This is a genomic window from Streptomyces paromomycinus (assembly GCF_003865155.1).
GTDB lineage: Bacteria > Actinomycetota > Actinomycetes > Streptomycetales > Streptomycetaceae > Streptomyces > Streptomyces chrestomyceticus.
The window spans coordinates 5,085,935-5,104,686 of sequence record NZ_BHZD01000001.1 but is presented as its reverse complement, the minus strand read 5'-3'; the positions used below and the strand labels follow the sequence as shown (position 1 = coordinate 5,104,686).

Annotated in this window: 14 protein-coding genes and 1 tRNA gene; 10 read left to right on the top strand and 5 right to left on the bottom strand. The window is 72.1% G+C overall.

The window, feature by feature from the left end:
• The first annotated feature begins 507 nt into the window (after positions 1-507).
• The 5 genes from OEIGOIKO_RS21630 (at position 508) to OEIGOIKO_RS21605 (ending at position 7,313) form a co-directional block, all read left to right on the top strand.
• On the top strand, positions 508-1,317 hold the full coding sequence (locus tag OEIGOIKO_RS21630; RefSeq protein WP_125055430.1) for a trypsin-like serine peptidase: 810 nt from the start codon (positions 508-510) through the stop codon (positions 1,315-1,317).
• A 125-nt stretch (positions 1,318-1,442) separates the two neighbouring features.
• Complete coding sequence (locus OEIGOIKO_RS21620) at positions 1,443-3,005, top strand: VCBS repeat-containing protein (protein WP_246177472.1); 1,563 nt, start codon at positions 1,443-1,445, stop codon at positions 3,003-3,005.
• Between the two features lie 162 nt (positions 3,006-3,167).
• Positions 3,168-4,178: an AraC family transcriptional regulator gene (locus tag OEIGOIKO_RS21615; RefSeq protein WP_246177471.1), complete on the top strand. Its 1,011-nt coding sequence runs from the start codon at positions 3,168-3,170 to the stop codon at positions 4,176-4,178.
• 605 nt (positions 4,179-4,783) lie between these two features.
• Positions 4,784-5,827, top strand: a complete 1,044-nt coding sequence (locus OEIGOIKO_RS21610; RefSeq protein WP_125058847.1) for a Yip1 family protein — start codon at positions 4,784-4,786, stop codon at positions 5,825-5,827.
• A gap of 250 nt (positions 5,828-6,077) precedes the next feature.
• Complete coding sequence (locus tag OEIGOIKO_RS21605) at positions 6,078-7,313, top strand: IS30 family transposase (protein ID WP_435851933.1); 1,236 nt, start codon at positions 6,078-6,080, stop codon at positions 7,311-7,313.
• Positions 7,314-7,390: 77 nt separating this feature from the next.
• On the opposite strand, the gene OEIGOIKO_RS21600 is transcribed toward OEIGOIKO_RS21605, so the two are convergent.
• From OEIGOIKO_RS21600 to dcd, 3 genes are all read right to left on the bottom strand, one after another.
• The gene (locus OEIGOIKO_RS21600) at positions 7,391-8,923 is read right to left on the bottom strand and encodes a ricin-type beta-trefoil lectin domain protein (protein ID WP_371858950.1); all 1,533 of its coding nucleotides are present in this window, start codon (positions 8,921-8,923) and stop codon (positions 7,391-7,393) included.
• 218 nt (positions 8,924-9,141) lie between these two features.
• Positions 9,142-9,639 (bottom strand): phosphoribosyltransferase, encoded by a 498-nt coding sequence (locus tag OEIGOIKO_RS21595; RefSeq protein WP_030017816.1) that lies wholly within the window; start codon positions 9,637-9,639, stop codon positions 9,142-9,144.
• A 16-nt stretch (positions 9,640-9,655) separates the two neighbouring features.
• The gene (gene dcd, locus OEIGOIKO_RS21590; RefSeq protein WP_030017817.1) at positions 9,656-10,231 is read right to left on the bottom strand and encodes a dCTP deaminase; all 576 of its coding nucleotides are present in this window, start codon (positions 10,229-10,231) and stop codon (positions 9,656-9,658) included.
• Between the two features lie 605 nt (positions 10,232-10,836).
• On the opposite strand from dcd, the gene OEIGOIKO_RS21585 reads away from it, so the two are divergent.
• Positions 10,837-10,910 (top strand) — tRNA-Gly (locus OEIGOIKO_RS21585).
• A gap of 209 nt (positions 10,911-11,119) precedes the next feature.
• Here the strand turns inward: OEIGOIKO_RS21585 and OEIGOIKO_RS21580 are convergent.
• Positions 11,120-12,103, bottom strand: a complete 984-nt coding sequence (locus tag OEIGOIKO_RS21580) for a D-alanyl-D-alanine carboxypeptidase family protein (RefSeq protein ID WP_125055428.1) — start codon at positions 12,101-12,103, stop codon at positions 11,120-11,122.
• 265 nt (positions 12,104-12,368) lie between these two features.
• Between OEIGOIKO_RS21580 and OEIGOIKO_RS21575 the strand changes: the two genes are divergently transcribed.
• The 4 genes from OEIGOIKO_RS21575 to OEIGOIKO_RS21560 all read left to right on the top strand — a co-directional run bounded on the left by OEIGOIKO_RS21575 (position 12,369) and on the right by OEIGOIKO_RS21560 (position 17,578).
• Positions 12,369-13,088 carry a response regulator transcription factor gene (locus OEIGOIKO_RS21575; RefSeq protein ID WP_125055427.1) on the top strand — a complete coding sequence of 240 codons (720 nt, stop codon included), beginning with the start codon at positions 12,369-12,371 and terminating at the stop codon, positions 13,086-13,088.
• Positions 13,089-13,238: 150 nt separating this feature from the next.
• On the top strand, positions 13,239-14,516 hold the full coding sequence (locus tag OEIGOIKO_RS21570; protein ID WP_246177470.1) for a sensor histidine kinase: 1,278 nt from the start codon (positions 13,239-13,241) through the stop codon (positions 14,514-14,516).
• Positions 14,517-14,564: 48 nt separating this feature from the next.
• Positions 14,565-15,137 (top strand): GNAT family N-acetyltransferase, encoded by a 573-nt coding sequence (locus OEIGOIKO_RS21565; RefSeq protein ID WP_125055425.1) that lies wholly within the window; start codon positions 14,565-14,567, stop codon positions 15,135-15,137.
• A gap of 116 nt (positions 15,138-15,253) precedes the next feature.
• Positions 15,254-17,578 carry an MFS transporter gene (locus tag OEIGOIKO_RS21560; protein ID WP_125055424.1) on the top strand — a complete coding sequence of 775 codons (2,325 nt, stop codon included), beginning with the start codon at positions 15,254-15,256 and terminating at the stop codon, positions 17,576-17,578.
• A gap of 247 nt (positions 17,579-17,825) precedes the next feature.
• Here the strand turns inward: OEIGOIKO_RS21560 and OEIGOIKO_RS21555 are convergent, their stop codons facing one another.
• Positions 17,826-18,386: a DUF6344 domain-containing protein gene (locus OEIGOIKO_RS21555; protein ID WP_125055423.1), complete on the bottom strand. Its 561-nt coding sequence runs from the start codon at positions 18,384-18,386 to the stop codon at positions 17,826-17,828.
• Positions 18,387-18,752 lie beyond the last annotated feature (366 nt).

Below are 18,752 nucleotides of genomic sequence, written 5' to 3'. Positions count from 1 at the left end.
GACGCGCCCGGCTTGTGAAAGTCCCCAGCCCGATCGCTCGGAAAGCCGCCATTCCGGCCAGGGCTCGGGGTCGCGCAGGGGTCTCCCCGCAGGCAGTCCGCACGCTGACCCACGTATCCAAATCACTTCAACTAAAGGATGCCGAGGAGTGACCCCGGAGTGACCCCGAGCCCCCACCCACCGGCCCCACCGCGCACCACGCGCACCCCACCGGGCCGGGTTTCGCTTGGGCTTGTAAAAAGCTCAGCCCGATCGCACGGAAAGCCGCCGGACGGCCGGGGCTCGGGGTCGCGCAGGGGTCTCCCCGCAGGCAGTCCGCACGCTGGCCCGCTCTGAGATGCACTGCAGCTAAAGGATGCCGAGGAGTGACCCCGGAGTGGCCCCGAGCCCCCCACCCACCGGCCCCTCCGCGCACCACGCGCACCCCCACCCAGCGCACCCGATGCTCGACCACACGTACCGAAGTCGTCGCGACGTGCGCCCCCGTCACGACGTACCGTCCCGTATATGAGACCCGCTTCCGTCGCTCTGGTCACAGCCACCGCGCTCACCGCACTCGTCACGCTGTCCGGGTGCGGCGGCACGTCGCAGGCGGCGGATCCCGCGCAGCCGTCCGCGCGGCCGTTCGAGGGGCTGCCCTTCACCGGGGTCCTGATCGCCGACGGCGAGCACTACTGCACCGCGAGCGTCATCGACAGCCCGAAGGGCAACATGCTCGCCACCGCGGCGCACTGTGTGCACTTCCAGGGCGAGGACGCCTCCGAGGGGTACGAGCCCGGACCGATCACCGGCGACATAGAGTTCGCGCCACGCTTCTCCGGGGCCGGTGAGGGCACGTTCCCGTACGGCAAGTGGAAGGTCAGCGGTGTCCACGTGCCCACGGCGTGGACCGAGGACGACGACGACCGCGGCGACTACGCCTTCCTGACCGTCGAGCCGGACGCCCAGGGCCGCTCCGTGCAGGAGGTCGTCGGCGCCGCGACCCCCGACTGGTCCTCGGGCCCCCGCCGCCACGTCACCGTCGTCGGCTACCCCAACGAGTCCTACAACCCCGGCAACCGCCCGATCACCTGCACCACGGACACCCGGCAGGACGACGACGAGCCGTACATGCTCCAGATGCGGTGCGGCGGCTTCTACGACGGCACCAGCGGCGGCCCCTGGCTGGCCGACCACCACGACGCCCGCCGCCCCGGTCGCCTGATCGGCGTACTGAGCGGCGGCGACACCGACGCCGAGTCGACGGCCGTGCTCTTCGACAAGGGGGCGCGGGAGCTGTACGAGCGGGTGGCGCGGGGCACGGCGAAATCGGCCTGATTCGTACTGTCGCGTTCCGTCCCCGCCATTGCGCCGTCCAAGGCGCCCCTGCACCATCACCAGCGACCGACGGTGCCAGACGGTTCTACTGGGCCTCTTGAGGCTGGACAGGACACGGTGGACGCATGTCCGGACGAGGACGGGGACACGGGCGGGAGCACGGACGGGGACACGGACGAAAACGAGGCCGGGGACGAAGACGGGGGCGACGTACACCCGCGAGCGGCCAACGGTGCGGCCGCAGACATGTCCGGAGCGCCCTCGTCCTCGCCGCGGCCCTGCTCACCGGCTGCGGCCCCCTCGGGTCCGCCTCGCCCGACGGCCCCGACCGCCCCGCGGCCCACGCCGAGCACCCCGTCGGCCCCGCCCAGCGCCCCGTCCCCCACGGCGCCGGCAGCAAGGTCCCGTACGACTTCAACGGGGACGGCCACCCCGACCTGGTCGTGAACGACCTGCTCAACCGGGGCGGCCGGGCCGCGCACGACGACGACCCCGGTATCGGCATCGTCTACGGGTCGGCCCGCGGCCTGGTGCCCCGTACCCGGCAGCTGCTCACATCGTCCCGTAACGCCGCCCCCACCAAGGGCGTCGTCCCCGCCGCCTTCGAGGCGGGTGCCGCGTGCGACCTCGACCGGGACGGCTTCACGGACCTCGTCGTCACCACCGACCCGCCGTACGACGGTGTCGGCCGGCCACCCGTACCCGTCCAGCTCCTGTTCGGCTCGCCCCGGGGGCTGGCAGCCGGGCGTGCCGTACCGCTGCACATCCCCGAGCGGGCACGGGACGGCGACGAGTGGCCCGACCAGCCGGTGTGCGGCGACTTCGACGGCGACGGCGCGACGGATCTCGCGGTGACCGCGTCCGGGGCGCGGATCAGTTACCTGCGGGGACCGTTCACCCGCCAGGGCGCTCCACGGGCCGCCGCTCCCCTCGGCGTACCCGGTACGGCGCTCGCGGCCCTTCCCGGACCGCTCGACGCCGACCGCGACGGCGCCGATGGCCTCCTCGTCCGGACCGCCGACCCGGGCACCGCCGCCACCAGCCGACTGGCCCTCGGCGGCCCCCAGGGCCCAGCCCGCGCGGGCACCGCCTTTCCCGCCGGCCACGCACTCGCCTTCGGCCACTTCCGACACGGCACCGGCACGGACGCGGTGGTCGCCACCGGTTCCCGCCTGCTCCCCCGTTACGGCCTGACCGGCGACGCACCGCCCCTCCGGGTACCCGGCCGGGCCCTGCACGCCGCCGACGTCACGGCGGACGGCTACACCGACCTGGTCGTCAGCGACACGGACCCGGTCAGCGGCACGGACCGGACGGCCCGCGGCACGGACCCGGCGGCGAGCGACGCCGCTTCCGCCGGGTCGGCACCGCCCGCACCGGCCTTCCTGCCGGGCTCCGCCACCGGCCTGTCGGGCCGGGAGGCCCGCCCGCTCCGCCAGCCGGCGCTTCCGGGTACCGGCCCACTGCACACCACCGTCCTGGCCCTCGCCGACTACGACGGTGACGGCCACGCCGACCTCGTCCTCCTCACCCACCGCGCCCCGGCCCAGGACACGTCCGCCCACCGCACCCCCACCGCCGCCCAGGACCGCATCACCATCCACCCCGGCACTCCCACCGGCCCCAGCGCCACGCCCCAAGTCACCTTCTCCACCACCGCCTTCACCGTCTTCTTCACCGACGGCTGACCCGGCCGTTCCCCAGGGCGGAGCACACCGTGCCCGGAGGCCCCGTATGCGGATATTCCGCCCCGGCACCTGAAGGTGCACCTATTCTTTCCCCGTGCGCAGGTGAGGCAGCCAGGACCGGACGGACGGTTCTGTCTGCCCGGGGGAAGGGTCGTACTGAACATGTCTGCGGAGCCGGGGGCCGCCGCCCCGCCGGTGCCTTCGGTGCTGTCCCTGCGGACGGCGGACCTGGACGAGGCACGGTGGGCGATCGGCGAGACCTTCTACGCCAGCCGCATCGACCAGCTGTCCCGGGACGACGACCTGGGCGCGCGCTTCGACGTGGTGCGGCTCGGGGCGGTCACCGTCGGCGAGGTGGGGTTCGCCGCCGAGCTGCGCCTGCGGTTCGGTGAGTTGGGCGCGTACCACGTGGACGTACCGCTGAGCGGCTCCATCCAGTGGCGGCAGGGGACCCGGGAGCCGCAGACCACCACCCCGGACCGGGCCGGCGTGTTCCAGCCGGACGGCGTCACCACCATCGACCGGTGGAGCGGCGGCTGCCGGCTGCTGGCGGTGAAGATCCGTACGGCGGACCTCGAACAGCATCTGGAGCACCTGCTGGGCCGGCCCGTCCGTACCCCGCTGCGCTTCGCCCCCGTCCTCGACGTGTCCAGCGGCCCGGGGCGCGGCTGGGCACGGCTGGTCCGTACCGCCGTACGGGACATTCAGGACGCGGGCGAGCTGATACACCAGCCGCTGGTCGCGGCGCCACTGCAAGAAGCCCTGTTGAGTGGCCTGTTACTGGCCGCCGACCACCCGCACCGCGAGGAACTGGCCCACCCGTCGGCCCCGGCGGCGCCGTCCTACCGCCCGGCGCCCGTGAAGCGCGCGGTGGACGCCATCCAGGGGCGGCCCGAGCACCCCTTCGACACCGCCGAGCTGGCCGCCGTCGCGCGGGTCAGCGTGCGGTGGCTCCAGGAGGGGTTCCGCCGGCACGTCGGCCTGTCGCCGATGGCCTACCTGCGTGACGTACGGCTGAGCCGCGTACGGGACGAGCTGCGGCGGGCGGGGCCGGGGGAGGTGAGTGTGGGCGAGGTGGCGTACCGGTGGGGGTTCGTGCATCTCGGGCGGTTCGCGCGCAGTTACCGGGAGCGGTTCGGGGAGACGCCCTCGCAGACGCTGCACGCGCCGTGAGCGAGCAGCGCGCTGCGGGCGGACCGGCACGATCGTGCACGTCACACCATGGTCTGGCCCGATCGAGGGCGACCGGGTACGACCGAAGCGCGCCCTGGCCACGGACACGCAGCGTGATCTGGATACCGGCTGCGCAGAATGGATCATGCCCGTGCCCCCGTACCGCTACGGTCTGGGGTGCCAGGGCCGAGTCGGCGACGCCGATGCGTACGTCCGTCAGCGCATGCCGACGAGACATCCACGGGTGGCCGACCCCTGGGTACCGGCCGGTATCCCCCCGTAACCGCAGCCGGACCCCCACCCATGAGGTGTCGGACCACGACGGTCCGGCACCTCATGGGCCGGTGGAACAGCCGTTCCGGGCCGACCGCCGGGCGGCCCCGGGGGTCCCTTCAGGCCGTCCCCGGGCCGCCCACCTGCGCCCCGGCAGCCTCCTTGACCTCCCCGGTACCCCTCCACCTCCGCCACCCCGTCCGTATCCCCTCGGGGATCCGTCCCCGCCCCCTAGGGGATGTCACAGGTCGGCAGCAAAGCCGCCCCGGGCCCCCGGGCCCGGCCACGCGGCCTCCGAGAACAGGTACGTTCGACGCGTGGCTGGATTCAGGATGGGTCGCGGACGGGACGCCCGCTCCGCGCAACAGGGGCAGCAGCAGGGGCAGCAGGTGCCGTACGGGCAGCAGGGACAGCCGTACGGGCAGCAGCCCCCGTCTCCGCACGGGCAGTGGCAGCAGCAACCGCACCGGCCGCCGCAGCCCCCGCAGCCGTACGGCGGACCGCGTCCCGCAGGCCCGCACGGCGGTGACCGGCACGGCGAGCCCGAGTACTTCGGCGACGGCGGCTACCAGCCGCAGCAGCAGTCCTACGCCCCCTATGCCAACGACAACAGCCCGGGCCACACCCAGCAGTTCAGCGTCGGCGAGGCCCCGGACGCCTACGGCCCGCCCGGCGGACCGTCGAACGGCGGGTACGACAACGGCGGGTACGGACCCGGCGGCCACGGCGGCCCGGGCGGCTCCGGTCCCGGCGGCCCCGGCGGCCCGTACGGCGACGACGGGTACGCCGACGGCGGCACCTACCGCGCGGGCCAGGCATCGGCCCCGCCGGCCGGCCCGCGCCTGCACTGGAAGCAGCTGCTGACCGGCCTGGTCACCCGCCCGAACCCGACGTTCTGGCAGATGCGCGACCACCCGGTGTGGGGCCCGGCCCTGATCGTCACCTTCGTCTACGGCCTGCTCGCGGTCTTCGGCTTCGACAAGGCCCGCGAGGACGTGCTGAACGCCACGCTCTCCAACAGCATCCCGTGGGTGCTGATCACCGCCGTGATGTTCGTCATCGGCGGACTGATCCTCGGCGCGGTCACCCACACCCTCGCCCGCCAGCTCGGCGGCGACGGCGCCTGGCAGCCGACCGTCGGCCTGTCCATGCTGATCATGTCGATCACGGACGCGCCGCGGCTGCTCTTCGCGATGTTCCTGGGCGGCGACAGCACCCTGGTGCAGGTCGTGGGCTGGGCCACCTGGCTGGCCGCGGGCGCGCTCTTCACCTCGATGGTGAGCAAGTCGCACGACCTGCCGTGGCCCAAGGCGCTGGGCGCCTCCGCGATCCAGCTGGTCGCGCTGCTGGCCCTGGTCAAGCTCGGAACGCTCTGACCGTACGCCCCGCTGGTACGCGGAAGGCCCCGCTCCTCACCTTGGGTTCTAACGGTCCTCGCAACACCCGCGATCTGTGGGAGTTGCGAGGACCGTGGTCGTTGGAGGCGATGATCTTTCGGGGCTGCGGGAGCGTTTCCTTGCACGGCTGGATGTCGTGGGGAACGTGACCGTGGTGGCGCGTGAGCTGGGGGTGAACCGGAACACCGCTTTCGGCTGGGCCCGGAAGGCCGGACGGCGTTCGGAACGCCTGCCGCGCCGGCATGCCGGGCGGGACGAGTACGAGCGGCTTCGGGCCGAGGGCGTCGCGCGTCGGGCAGCTGCCCGGCAGGTCGGTGTGAACGAGCGCACGGCCAAGGACTGGGACTGGGGCGTCAAGAAGACCCGCACCACCCGCACTTACGCCGACGGCCGCCGTGCCGACTACACCACCGGGACCGTCACGATGGGCGGCGTGACCACAGCACCGGTGGGCCTGACGGCTCTGGAGAAGCAACTTCACCCGCGGTTTCTGACGCTCGCCGAGCGCGAGAAGATTCGTGATCTCCATGCGCTGGGCCGTTCGCTGCGGGCGATCGGACGTGCCCTGGGACGGCCGGCGAGCACGGTCAAGCGGGAGATCGAGGCGAACTCGGGCAGCGGGGGCTACCAGCCCTATGCGGCCCACCGGGCAGCCGCCGCACGCAGGCCCCGGCCCAAGGATCGCAAGCTGCTGCGCGAGGGACGGCTGCGCCGCTTTGTCCGGGACGGACTGCGCAGGCGGTGGTCACCGGAGCAGATCTGCCACGCTCTGCTGAAAGAACATCCCGACGACGAGAGCATGCGGGTGAGCGTGGAGACGATCTACCAGGCGCTGTATTTCCAGGCCCGCGGCGGCCTGAAGAGGCAAGTGCAGGCCGCCATCCGTTCCGGCCGGACCCGCCGCAAGCCACGCCGGGACCCCCAGCGGCGCACCCCACGGTTCATCGACCCGATGGTGATGATCAGCGACCGCCCCGCCGATGTCGGGGACCGGGCGGTGCCCGGTCACTGGGAAGGCGACCTGATCATCGGCGCGGGCGGGCGCTCCGCGATCGCCACCCTGGTCGAGCGCAGTACTCGCTACACCATGCTGGTCCATCTGCCGGACGGAGCCCACGACGCCGAGACCGTCCGCGACGGCCTCATCGCCACGGTCCAGACCCTGCCCGCCCACCTGCGCGGCTCCCTGACCTGGGACCAGGGCAGCGAGATGGCACGCCACCAGCAGTTCAGCATGGCCACCGGCATGCCCGTCTACTTCTGCGACCCGGCCTCGCCCTGGCAGCGCGGCTCGAACGAGAACACGAACGGGCTGTTGCGGCAGTACTTCCCGAAGGGCACCGACCTAAGCCTGCACCGCCCCGAAGACCTCGAACACGTCGCCCAGGAACTCAACGGCCGTCCACGCAAGACGCTCGGCTGGGATACCCCAGCCGAGCGTCTACGTGATCTACTCACCATCTAAAACCAAGTGGTGTTGCGACGACCCCTAGAACCCAAGCACTCGGAGCGGGGCCTTCCGCGTATCAGCGGGTCACGGGGTCACACGAACCGCTGCGCCGCCGAACCGTCGCACTTCTGCAGCCGTACCGCGTCCTTCGCCGAGCCCAGCGTCAGGCACAGCCCCGGCGCGGCCGCCGGCCGGACCGACCCGCTCGCGGCGTCCTTGGTGAACTGCTGGTTGGCCGCGCCCGAGCAGTTCCACAGCACCAGGCCGGCCCCGGCCTCGTACTTGGCGCCCGGCACGTCCAGGCACCGGTCCTGCGTCAGTCCCACGTGCACCGAGCGGCGCTCCGCGTCCTGCCACCAGTCCTGGTTCCGCTGGCCGTTGCAGTCCCAGCCGACGACCGCCGTACCGTTACTGCTGCTCGCGCCCTTGGCGTCCACACAGCTGCCGGTACCGGCGTTCTTCAGCGGCTTGTACACGTCGTCCCAGGCCAGCGGGTATAGCCGCGGCTGTCCGGTGCTCGCGGGGTCGGCGCAGGACGCCTCGCGCCGGTCCGACGCGTACAGCTGAGTGAGGCAGGAGGCGAAGGCGGCGTGGCCGCGCGCGTTCGGGTGGAAGGACTGCCGTACGGAGTTGGCGTTCGGCGGGAAGGGGTTCGCCAGGTCCACGTACAGGCCGCGGGCCCAGGTGTCCTCCATGCAGACCTCGTGGCCGTGGAAGAGCCGCGAGTTGTCCAGGTAGGTGGCGCCGGTGTCCGCCGCGACCTTCCGCATGCCCTTCTCGAAGACCGGTACGGCCGTGTTGCGGCCCCACGCCGAGTCGGAGGTGTAGCCCGTGCAGCCGCCCGGCAGTTTGCCCGGGAAGTTCGGGTTGTCCTCGACATCCGGGCCGATGGGGCTCGGGTAACCCATCACGACCAGCTTGTAGTCGCCGTCCGCGTACCCCGCGTCGCGCATCACGGTCCGCAGGTCGCGCACGCTCTTCTCGACCTTGGGCACCAGCGCGTCGACGCGCCCCTGCCACCCCGGCTGGTACTTGGGCTCGCAGGGCCCCTGCAAGGTGAACCAGCGGGTGACGCAGTCCGTCATCACCGGCCCGAACTGGAGGTCGTCGTTGGCCCCGGCGACCAGCAGCACCATCTTCAGCCGGGTGTTCCTGGCCTTGATCGCCAGGCTGTCGCTCTGCACCAGCTCGTCGGCGTACTGCTTGGTACCGCCGATGTTGATATTCCCGGTGTACGCACCGGAGCAGGCGACGTTGTACGTCACGTCCGCCGCTATCCCGGTCCGGTGGACGGCCGCGTCCGGCGAACGGTGACACCAGTTGTCCGGCCCGTTCGTCCCCTGCTCGTACGTCCCCACCCCCTCCCCCGATATCTCGCTGTCCCCCAGCGAGATCAGGGACGACTTCCGCTGCGCGGCCGGCCGCTCGGCGGCGTCCCCGTACAGCTCGACGGCCTCGGCCGCCCTGATCTTCTCCAGTTCGGGCGGCAGCGGCTTGGCCGCCGCGGGGCCGGCCGGGGCGGCCACCGCCGTGCCGGCGCCCACCCCCGCGACCCCGCCCGCTCCGCCGAACCCCACCGCCAACGCCGCTGCGACGGCCGTCAGCCGCCCCGCTCTCACACGCACCCTTGGGCCTCCCCGGCTTCCGGTCTGCTGTCTCCGCCGGTTTCTACTCGTAGGTAGGCACCGGTGGAACACCCGGAACGGGATTGGCCCGAATTCACAGCCCGCGCTCTAAACAACAAGAAGCGCACCGGGCCGTCACCGCCCGAACAACAAGAAGCGCACCGGGCCGTCACCGCCCGATGCGCTTCCCAGCGTCCCCTATGCCTGTCCGACAGCCCTCAGGCGTCGAGAACCTGCCCCTCACGCCGCACCACCGGCGGCTCGACGCTCCACGGGAAGTTGATCCACTCGTCCGTGCGCTTCCACACGTACTCGCACTTCACCAGCGAGTGCGACTTCTCGTAGATCACCGCGCTGCGGACCTCGGCCACCGTCCCCAGGCAGAAGTCGTGCACCAGCTTCAGCGTCTTGCCGGTGTCGGCCACGTCGTCCGCGATCAGCACCTTCTTGTCCGAGAAGTCGATCGCGTTCGGTACGGGCGCCAGCATGACCGGCATCTCCAGGGTCGTACCGACGCCGGTGTAGAACTCCACGTTCACCAGGTGGATGTTCTTGCAGTCCAGCGCGTACGCCAGCCCGCCGGCCACGAAGACGCCGCCGCGCGCGATCGACAGCACGATGTCGGGCTCGTACCCGTCGTCGGCGATCGTCTGCGCCAGCTCACGGATCGCGCCGCCGAAGCGCTCGTACGTCAGGTTCTCCCGCACACCACTCACTGGTTCTCTCGCACTCTCAGACCTGGGTCCGATGAAAATTCTGGAACGACCGCGAGGGCGTCGGCCCCCGCTGGCCCTGGTACCGCGAGCCGTACTTGGCGGAGCCGTACGGGTGCTCGGCGGCCGACGTCAGCCGGAACATGCACAGCTGCCCGATCTTCATGCCGGGCCACAGCTTTATCGGCAGCGTCGCGACATTGCTCAGCTCCAGCGTGACATGTCCGCTGAAACCCGGGTCGATGAAGCCGGCCGTCGAGTGCGTCAGCAGCCCCAGCCGCCCCAGCGAGCTCTTGCCCTCCAGCCGCGAGGCAAGATCGTCGGGCAGCGTGATGACCTCGTACGTCGACGCGAGCACGAACTCGCCGGGGTGCAGGATGAACGCCTCGTCCCCCTCCGGCACCACCTCGCGCGTCAGGTCCTGCTGCTCCACGGCGGGGTCGATGTGCGGGTACCGGTGGTTCTCGAACACCCGGAAGTACCGGTCGAGGCGCACATCGATACTCGACGGCTGCACCATCGACTCGTCATAGGGATCGATGCGGACCCGGCCCGCGTCGATCTCGGTCCGGATGTCCTTGTCTGAGAGAAGCACGCATCGAGGATACGCGCCCGCCCCCACCCGCCCCGCACACCACCGCCCCGGCCCGCCCCCGGGCCCGCCCCTCCGTACGACGAGGGCCCGGCCCCCACCGCAGGGAACCGGGCCCTCGCCCACACATCTCACAGCCGCTCCACCGGCTGCCGTCCGTTTCGCCTCCGCCCCACCGGGGGACCGCCGCCCGACGGCGTACGGTCACCGCCCGGCGGCCTCGACCTCAGCGCTTCTCGCACCCCACCGGCACCGAATGCCGCAGCCGCGCGCAGCGCGGACACCGCAGCAGCCGGGCGGGGCCGAGCCGGTCCGTGGTCTGCATGGGAAACGAAGCGGTGCTGAACACGTGCCCCTCGGCACAACGTACGACGGTGCGCTCCATCAAGTTCTCTCCCAAGTGCGTGGACAACAAAAGCCACATTAGGGGATGAACTGGGCGCCATCACACGCGGCACTCCGCGCCCCCACCGTACGCCCCAACTCCCGCACCCCAGACCACAACCCACCCCCCGAACGCGACCGGACCCCACGGCCAACTGCACCGGGGGTCCGCGATGGGGTAGAGTGTGCGACGCTGCACCGTCCTCACCACAGGCGGCGCTCAAGCGGGTGTAGTTTAATGGTAGAACATGAGCTTCCCAAGCTCAGAGCGCGGGTTCGATTCCCGTCACCCGCTCCATGACGAAGTCCCAGGTCAGTGACCTGGGACTTGTTTGTTGTCCAGACCAATTCCGGGTCGCGTGCCAGTGCGTGCCACAAGGTGGGAATCACGTGCCGAGTTGACGGCCGGGCCCGCAGTGTCCAGGTCGAGCGGTGGCGGGCGCGTTTCGCGCGTAGGGCGCGGCCGCCTGCGCGGTCGCGCCCCGTCGTGCCGGAACCGGGGGACGGTCAGTCGCGCTGGGTGTCAGCCGGAAGGGCGCGCAGTTTCAGTGTCTTGGCCTTGGTGGTGCCGAAGCCGTGGTCGAGCAGCTTGGCGGCGTCGGCGTAGCGGTCCTTGCTGTTGAGGACGGTGCCGTAGAGGGTCTTGTCGCCGCGGGTGGCGGCGAAGACCAGGCAGTCGCCGGCCGGGGTGGTGGTGCCGGTCTTGATGCCGATGACGCCGTCGTAGGAGCCGAGCAGCTGGTTGGTGTTGTTCCAGGTGTAGTAGCGGGTGCGGCCGTTGGCCGCGGGTGCCTCGCCCTTGTACTGCTTGGTCTTGACGACCGTACGGAAGGTGTCGTTCTGCATGGCGTGGCGGGCGAGCTTGACCAGCTCGTCGGGGGTGCTGGCGTCGGCGCCCGCGCCGTCGAAGGAGTCGAACTTGGTGTGGGCGAGGCCCAGTTCGCCGGCCTTGTGGTTCATCTGGGCGATGAAGGAGGCGGTGCGCTCGTCGTTGGTGCTGCCGGTCCCGAAGGTGTCGGCGAGGGCGTAGGCGGCGTCGGCGCCGGAGGGCAGCAGGGCGGCGTAGAGCAGCTGGCGGACGGTGAGCTTGTCACCGGTCTGGAGGTCCGCGGTGCTGGAGCCGTGCTGGGTGACGAAGTCCCGGTACTCCTGCTTGACGGGGACCCGGCGCTCCAGGTCGACGCCCTTGGTGTCGAGCACCACGGAGGCGGCCATGATCTTCGCCGTGCTGGCGATGGGGCGGGCGGTGTCCGCCTCCTTGGCGAAGAGGGAGGTGCCGGTCGCGCCGTCGACCAGGGTCGCGCCCTTGGCCGCGATGACGGGTGCGGTCTGGGTGGGCCGCGGGGTCTGCGGGGTCTGGAGGGCGTGGGTGGAGGGGGCGTTCTGCGTGGGGGGTGTGACCTGAGCGGCCTGCGCGGTCAGGGGGGAGAGGGCGAGCAGGGCGCCGCCTGCGACGGCCGCTACTCGCGTGGTCAGGACTCTGGCAGTCAAGTGGGAACGCTCCGTAACTGTCGTGCTTCTGGTCGAGCGGTGTTCTCGTGCGGGACGAGCGAGCAGGCAGAGGGTGCCTGCCTTGTACATCCAACTCCATGGAGGAGGTGCGTGGACAGTGAGGGCCGTTTCGTAACTCCGTGCTGAGCAGGCGACTTGCGGAAGTAAGGCGGTGGTTTGCCGGATACCGCCGGACTTAGCCGGATTGCCCTTGAGGTGCCGGAGGCTCGGGGTAGGGTCCGGAACCGGAGGGGGGAGACTCAGGATGCGGGTTGTTCTCGGGGAAGATCTGGTTCTCCTGCGGGAGGGCATGGAGCACTTGCTGACGGCCCACGGCTGCACGGTCGTCGCCTCCGTCGGCAGCGCGCCGGAGCTGCTGCGCGCGCTGCTCGACGAGCGGCCCGACGTGGCCGTCGTGGACGTACGGTTACCGCCGTCCTTCTCCGACGAGGGCATCCAGGTCGCGCTGGAGGCCCGTCGCCGCGTCCCCGGCCTGCCCGTCCTGGTCCTCTCGCAGTACGTGGAGCCGCTGTACGCCCGTGAACTGCTCGCGGACGGCGCGGGGGCGGTCGGCTACCTGCTCAAGGACCGGGTGCTCGACAGCCGCCAGTTCATCGCGGCGGTGCGCCGCGTCGCGGACGGCGGTACGGCCATGGACCCCGCGGTCGTCGAGCGGCTGCTGCGCAACGGCCCGCGCCGCGAGCCCTTGGACCTCCTCACCCGGCGCGAGTCGGAGGTGCTGGGGCTGATGGCCGAGGGCCGGTCGAACGCCGCCATCGCCGAGGCGCTGTTCGTCACGGACAAGGCGATCGGCAAACACATCAACAGCATCTTCACGAAGCTCCAGTTGCTGCCGTCCAAGGACGACAACCGCCGGGTGCAGGCGGTCCTGGCGTATCTGACCTATGTGCAGCACGACCAGGACGACCACCACACCCCCCTCCGGCCGGCGACGGCCGCCTCCGCGGTCACCGCGCGGAAGTAGGGCTAGCACCACTGATTACCGGCGCCGCGCGTCGGACGATGGATGCGTGGTGGACGCGTCATGGATGCGTATGCGGACCCGTGTGCGCGCATCGGAATGGAGACGAGTGAGATGGCCGAAGGTCCGGGACCGGGCGCTGATGTTCAGGGCGTGCGTCAGGGACGCAACTGGTTCGCCGCCGGCTGGTCGGCCATGGGGCGCGGGCTGAGCATGTTCTTCGTCGGCTTGCTCGCCGTCGTCGTCGCCTGGGCCGCCCTCGCCGGGATGCCCCTGGTGCTGCTCGGGTTCGGCCTGTTCCTCGTGCCGGGCCTGGTCGCAGCCCTGCGTTGGGCAGCGGACGTGCAGCGGCGCCTGACCGGGAAGACGGGGGTGCCGATCGGCGAGCCGTACCGTCCCGTGCCCCGCGCGGGAGACGGCTGGAAGGGTGCCTGGCGCCGCTGTGAGGCGGTCTTCACCGACAGCGCCACCTGGCGCGATGTGCTGTGGGCGCAGTGCGCCGTCACCGTGACCGGTCTCCTCGCGATCGTCCCGTTCGGGATGCTCGTGCACGGCCTGTTCGGGATGGCGCTGCCGTTCATCTGGGAGCCGGTGACCGGGGTCTGGGACGGCACCTGGTACCTGTTCGTTCCCGTACGCAGCCAGGAGACCGCCTGGATCGCCGCCGGCCTCGGACTGGCCGAGATTCCCGTCGGCCTGCTGATCGGGCCGTACGTGCTGCGCCTGCACGCCCGCATCACGCGCTCCCTGCTGGCGCCCACCGCCAAGGCCGAGATGGGCCTGCGGGTGGAGCACCTGGCCCGCACCCGTACCGATGCCGTCGACTCGTCCGCGGCCGAGATCCGCCGCATCGAGCGCGACCTGCACGACGGGGCGCAGGCCCGGCTGCTGGCCATGGGCATGAAGCTGGGCGCCGCCGAATCGCTCCTGGACGAGAACCCCGAGGCCGTCCGTACGCTGCTGGCCGAGACCCGCGACGCCTCCATGCGCGCGCTGGAGGAGCTGCGCGACCTCGTCCGCGGCATCCACCCGCCGGTGCTCGCCGACCGCGGCCTTGTCGACGCCGTCCGCTCGCTCGCCCTGGAGAGCCGCCTCCAGGCCCAGGTGACCGCGGACCTGCCGTCCCGCCCGGAGCCCGCCGTGGAGTCCGCCGCCTACTTCGCCGTCTGCGAGCTGCTCACCAACGCCACCAAGCACTCCGGCGCGCAGCGGGTGCTGATCGACATCCGGTACCGCTCCGGCGCGCTCGCCGTCAGCGTCACCGACGACGGCAACGGCGGCGCGGGCCTGGAGCTGGAGAACGGCAGCGGCCTGCGGGGCATCCAGCGGCGGCTGGCCGCCTTCGACGGCACCCTCGGCATCAGCAGTCCGGTGGGCGGCCCGACGGTCGTCAGCTTCCAGGTGCCTTGCACGTTGACGGTCATGTCCTGAGTCTGTACTCCGTGGCCGCGTGCCGGGCCGTCCGTTCCGTGCCGTGCCGTGCCATTCCGCGCCGTGCCGTGCCGCGCCGCGCACTGTACGTCCCGCCGCCCACCGCACCGTACGTCCCGCCACACCGTCGCGGCCGACGACCACGCCGCCCGTCTGCACCGCTTCAACGAACTGTTCGTCACCCGGATCAGGCTGGAGCACGGCCGGGTGTGGGTGGCCGACGACGGTGCCGCGGTGGCCGTGTGGACCACCCCGGAGACCGCGGCGGCGGGCGATGTCTTCGCCGAACCCGGGCCCCTGTTCGCGGAGACAGCCGGGGGCCGCGCCGAGGCGTCCGCGCAGGCCGAGGCCGCCATGGGCGTGCACCGCCCCGGGGAGACCGTGTGGTTCCTCGGCTCGGTGGGGGTCGATCCCGGGTGCCAGGGCCGCGGCCTGGGCCGGGCGGTGGTCCTTCCCGGGCTGGAGGCCGCCGAGGCGGCGGGGCTGCCCGCCTTCCTGGAGGCCTCCGACGCACGCAATGTGCGCTTCTACGAGCGCCTCGGGTTCAAGGTGACCGCCGACTACCCGATTCCGGGCGGCGGGCCGCACACCTGGGCGATGACGCGCAAACCGGGTGCCTGAGACGGGACTTATCGGGGGGCTCCGGTCGCGACGCGACTTTTCGACGGGGGTTGGAATGCCCACCACGACAAAAACGTTCAGGGGGCATCCACTTGTCCCCACCGGAGGCCGCACCTATGCCGCAGACGACGGAACAGCGCGCCGGGGAGCCGGCGCCCACCGCCGCCCATCCCCTGCCCGACCCCACCGCAGCAGCCCTTGGAGCTCCCGAAGGGGCCCGGCGGACCGGGAGCGGCGCCGTCGTCCCCGTACTCGCCTTCGCCGGCATCGTCGTCGCCGTCATGCAGACGATGCTCGTACCGGTCATCAAGGACCTGCCGACGCTCCTGGCCACCGCCCCGAGCAACGCCACCTGGGTGATGACGGCGACGCTGCTCACCGGCGCCGTCGCCACCCCCATCATGGGCCGGCTCGGCGATCTGTACGGCAAGCGCCGGATGCTGCTGACGAGCCTGGCGTTCATGGTCCTCGGCTCGCTGATCTGCGGCTTTACGGTTGACATGATCACGATGCTGGTCGGCAGGGCGCTACAGGGCTTCGCCATGGGCGCCATCCCGCTCGGCATCGGCATCATGCGCGACGAACTGCCCAGGGAACGCCTCGGCTCGGCCATGGCGCTGATGAGTTCGTCCATCGGCGTCGGCGGCGGCCTCGCGCTGCCCGCCGCGTCCCTGGTCGCCCAGCAGGCCGACTGGCACGCGCTGTTCTTCGGCGCCGCGGGTCTGGGCGTACTGGCCATGCTGCTCAGCGTGGCCTTCGTCCCCGAGACCTCCGTACGGGCTTCCGGGCGCTTCGACGTCCTCGGCGCCATCGGACTGACCGGCGGCCTGGTCTGCCTGCTGCTGCCGGTCACCAAGGGCAGTGACTGGGGCTGGGGTTCGCCCACCACCCTCGGGCTCTTCGGCGGCGCGGTCGTCCTCCTGGTCCTGTGGGGCGTGTTCGAACTGCGCGTCGCCGCCCCGCTGGTGGACCTGCGCACCACCGCCCGCCGCGAGGTCCTGCTCACCAACCTCACGTCCATCATGGTCGGCGTCGCCTTCTACGCGATCTCCCTCGTCCTGCCGCAGCTCCTCCAGCTCCCGGCGTCCACCGGGTACGGGCTGGGCCAGTCGATGGTGGTGGCGGGCCTGTGCGTGGCCCCGCTCGGCCTGACGATGATGCTCACCGCCCCGGTGTACGCGCGGATGTCCGCCCGGCGCGGGCCCAAGGCCACCCTCATGCTCGGCATGCTGGTCATCGCCGTCGGGTACGGCGCCGGGCTCGGCCTGATGAGCGCCGCCTGGCAGACCGTGATCATCTCGGTGATCGTCGGCGCGGGCATCGGCCTGGCGTACTCCTCGCTGCCCGCCCTGATCGTCGGCGCCGTCGACCCGTCGGAGACCAGCGCCGCCAACGGCCTCAACACCTTGATGCGCTCCATCGGCACGTCCGTGTCGAGCGCCGTCATCGGCATGGTGCTGGCCCACATGTCCGCTCCTGCGGGTGCGGTCTCGGTGCCGACCATGGCCGGGTTCCGCACCTCGTTCGCCATCGCCACCGGCGCGGTCGCCGTCGGACTCGTCCTGGCGGCGTTCCTCCCGTCCCAGCGCGCGGCGTCCCGCCCGCAACTGCTCGCGCGCGGCGGGGAGAAGAGCGGGGGCTTCGAGCTGGTCGCTCCGGGCGGCGACGGGGAGGGGAGCGCCTCGGGCGGCGAGAAGGGCCGCCCCTCGGACGGCGCGAAGGGGCAGGTCTCGGACGGCGGGAAGGGCCACACTCCGGACCCCGGGAAGGGCCACGCCTCGGACGGCGGGAAGGTGACTGCTTCGGGCGGCGAGAAGGCGGGTGCGTCGGACAGCAGTCGGCGACCGGATCCCGCGGGCGCCACCACGCCCGCGTCGACCCTCGTCACCACACCCCGGCCCGGCTCCCACCGCATCCACGGCACCCTGCTCGGCGGCACCGACGGCACCCCGCTCGACGGCGGACGCGTCGTCCTCACCGACGCGCACGGCGCGGTCGTGGCCACCACGACGGCCGACGCGCAGGGCAGTTGGGAACTGACCGGGCTCACGCCCGGGGACTTCACCCTGGTACTGAGCGCCACGGGCCACCGCCCGCTCGCGCGCTCACTCATGTCTCCCGGCACACCCGCACGTCAGGATGCCCGGCTCGATCCGGCGGCCGCGGTCCGCGGCACCGTACGGGACCCGCACGGACGCCCGCTGCCGGACGCCGCCGTCACTCTTCAGCATCAGGGCGGTTCACCCGCCGTCCACACCGTCCACACCACGACCGGTCCGGACGGCACCTTCGCCTTCACCGGACTCGCTGGCGGCGCCTACACGCTGACGGCCGCCGGCTACCCGCCGCACGCCGACCGGGTCACGCTCGCCGCCGGTGACCGGGAACGCCGCCTCGACCTGGACCTCACTCACGAGGCCGCCAGGAGGCCGCTTCCGTAAGACGGTCGGGGCCGGGGAGTTGCTGCCGGTATCCGGTACGTCTGCCGTCACCTGCGCCGTACGGCCCACAAGCTCACGGGCTCACGCGGTTGCGACTCGGTCCCGTACCCGGTACGGATCAGGCCCGCACTCGATACGGATCAGGCCCGCCACTCAGTGCGGATCGGTCACGCCACTCAGTACGGATCTCACGCACTCGGCACGGATCGGAGCGCCCGGCTCGGCCCGGGCACGCACTCCGTCCAGCTCAGGCCGGACAGAGGACGCGCTCGGGGCGCCGGGCGGCGGGCACCGCGCCGCGGGGCGACGGCACCGCGGCGGCGCGGGCCGGCGGCGCGCCCACGGGGGCGCTGTACGGGGCCGGGTACGGAGCCGCGTACGGGGCGTCGAAGGCGTCGGACTGCACGCAGCGGGAACTGGGAGCCGCGCCGTGCGCCTCGGCGCGGATGCGCTGCTTCATCGTCGGCGGCAGGGTCCGCCCGTACATCGTCCGGGGTGCGGCGAACAGCGGCGCGGTGCCCGGGTACCCGAAGTCGCGTCCTGTGTCCGGGCTTTCGGGAGCGTCCGAGGCCGCGGGCTTCCTGCTGCCGGGCGGCGCGGTCACCTCCCTCGCCCCGGTCGCGCGCTCGGCTCCGGCGGCGGCGAGCGCGGCGGCCGTGCCGTGCGTCTCCCCCTCGGCCGGGGCGGGGATCGTGGCGAAGGCCACGGAGGAGGCCGCGGCGGGGGCGCGGAACCCCAGGGCGGCCAGGAACTTGACGATGACGACGAGGAAGGCGGTCCAGAGTTTCGTGACCTTGGTGGCGGCCATGATCCCTCTCTTCTCTGCTCGGTCCTGCGGTGGTTCCGGGGTCTCGGGGCGGCACCGCGGTGAAGCGGTGGGTCAGCGCCGCTGAGGCGCTTGTCCCGATGACCGATTTGCGTACTTTCCTCATGATGTGTAGGCGCCGCCGGAACACGAGCACCGGCCACCGCGATTCGCCGTTCTTCGGATGAACACCACCCGGTCGGCCGATCCCGGCTCGCGCCGGCCGCCCGGTCCGTGCCCGTCGCCCCGCCCACCCCCTCGCACCCGCCCGCACTCCGGTGCCCTCCGTTGGGGTGGCGGCGGCCGAGGCGCCGCGTGCTGGTCACCCGGCATTCACCGTGGGCTGGTGGGCTTCGCTGCGTCGGCACC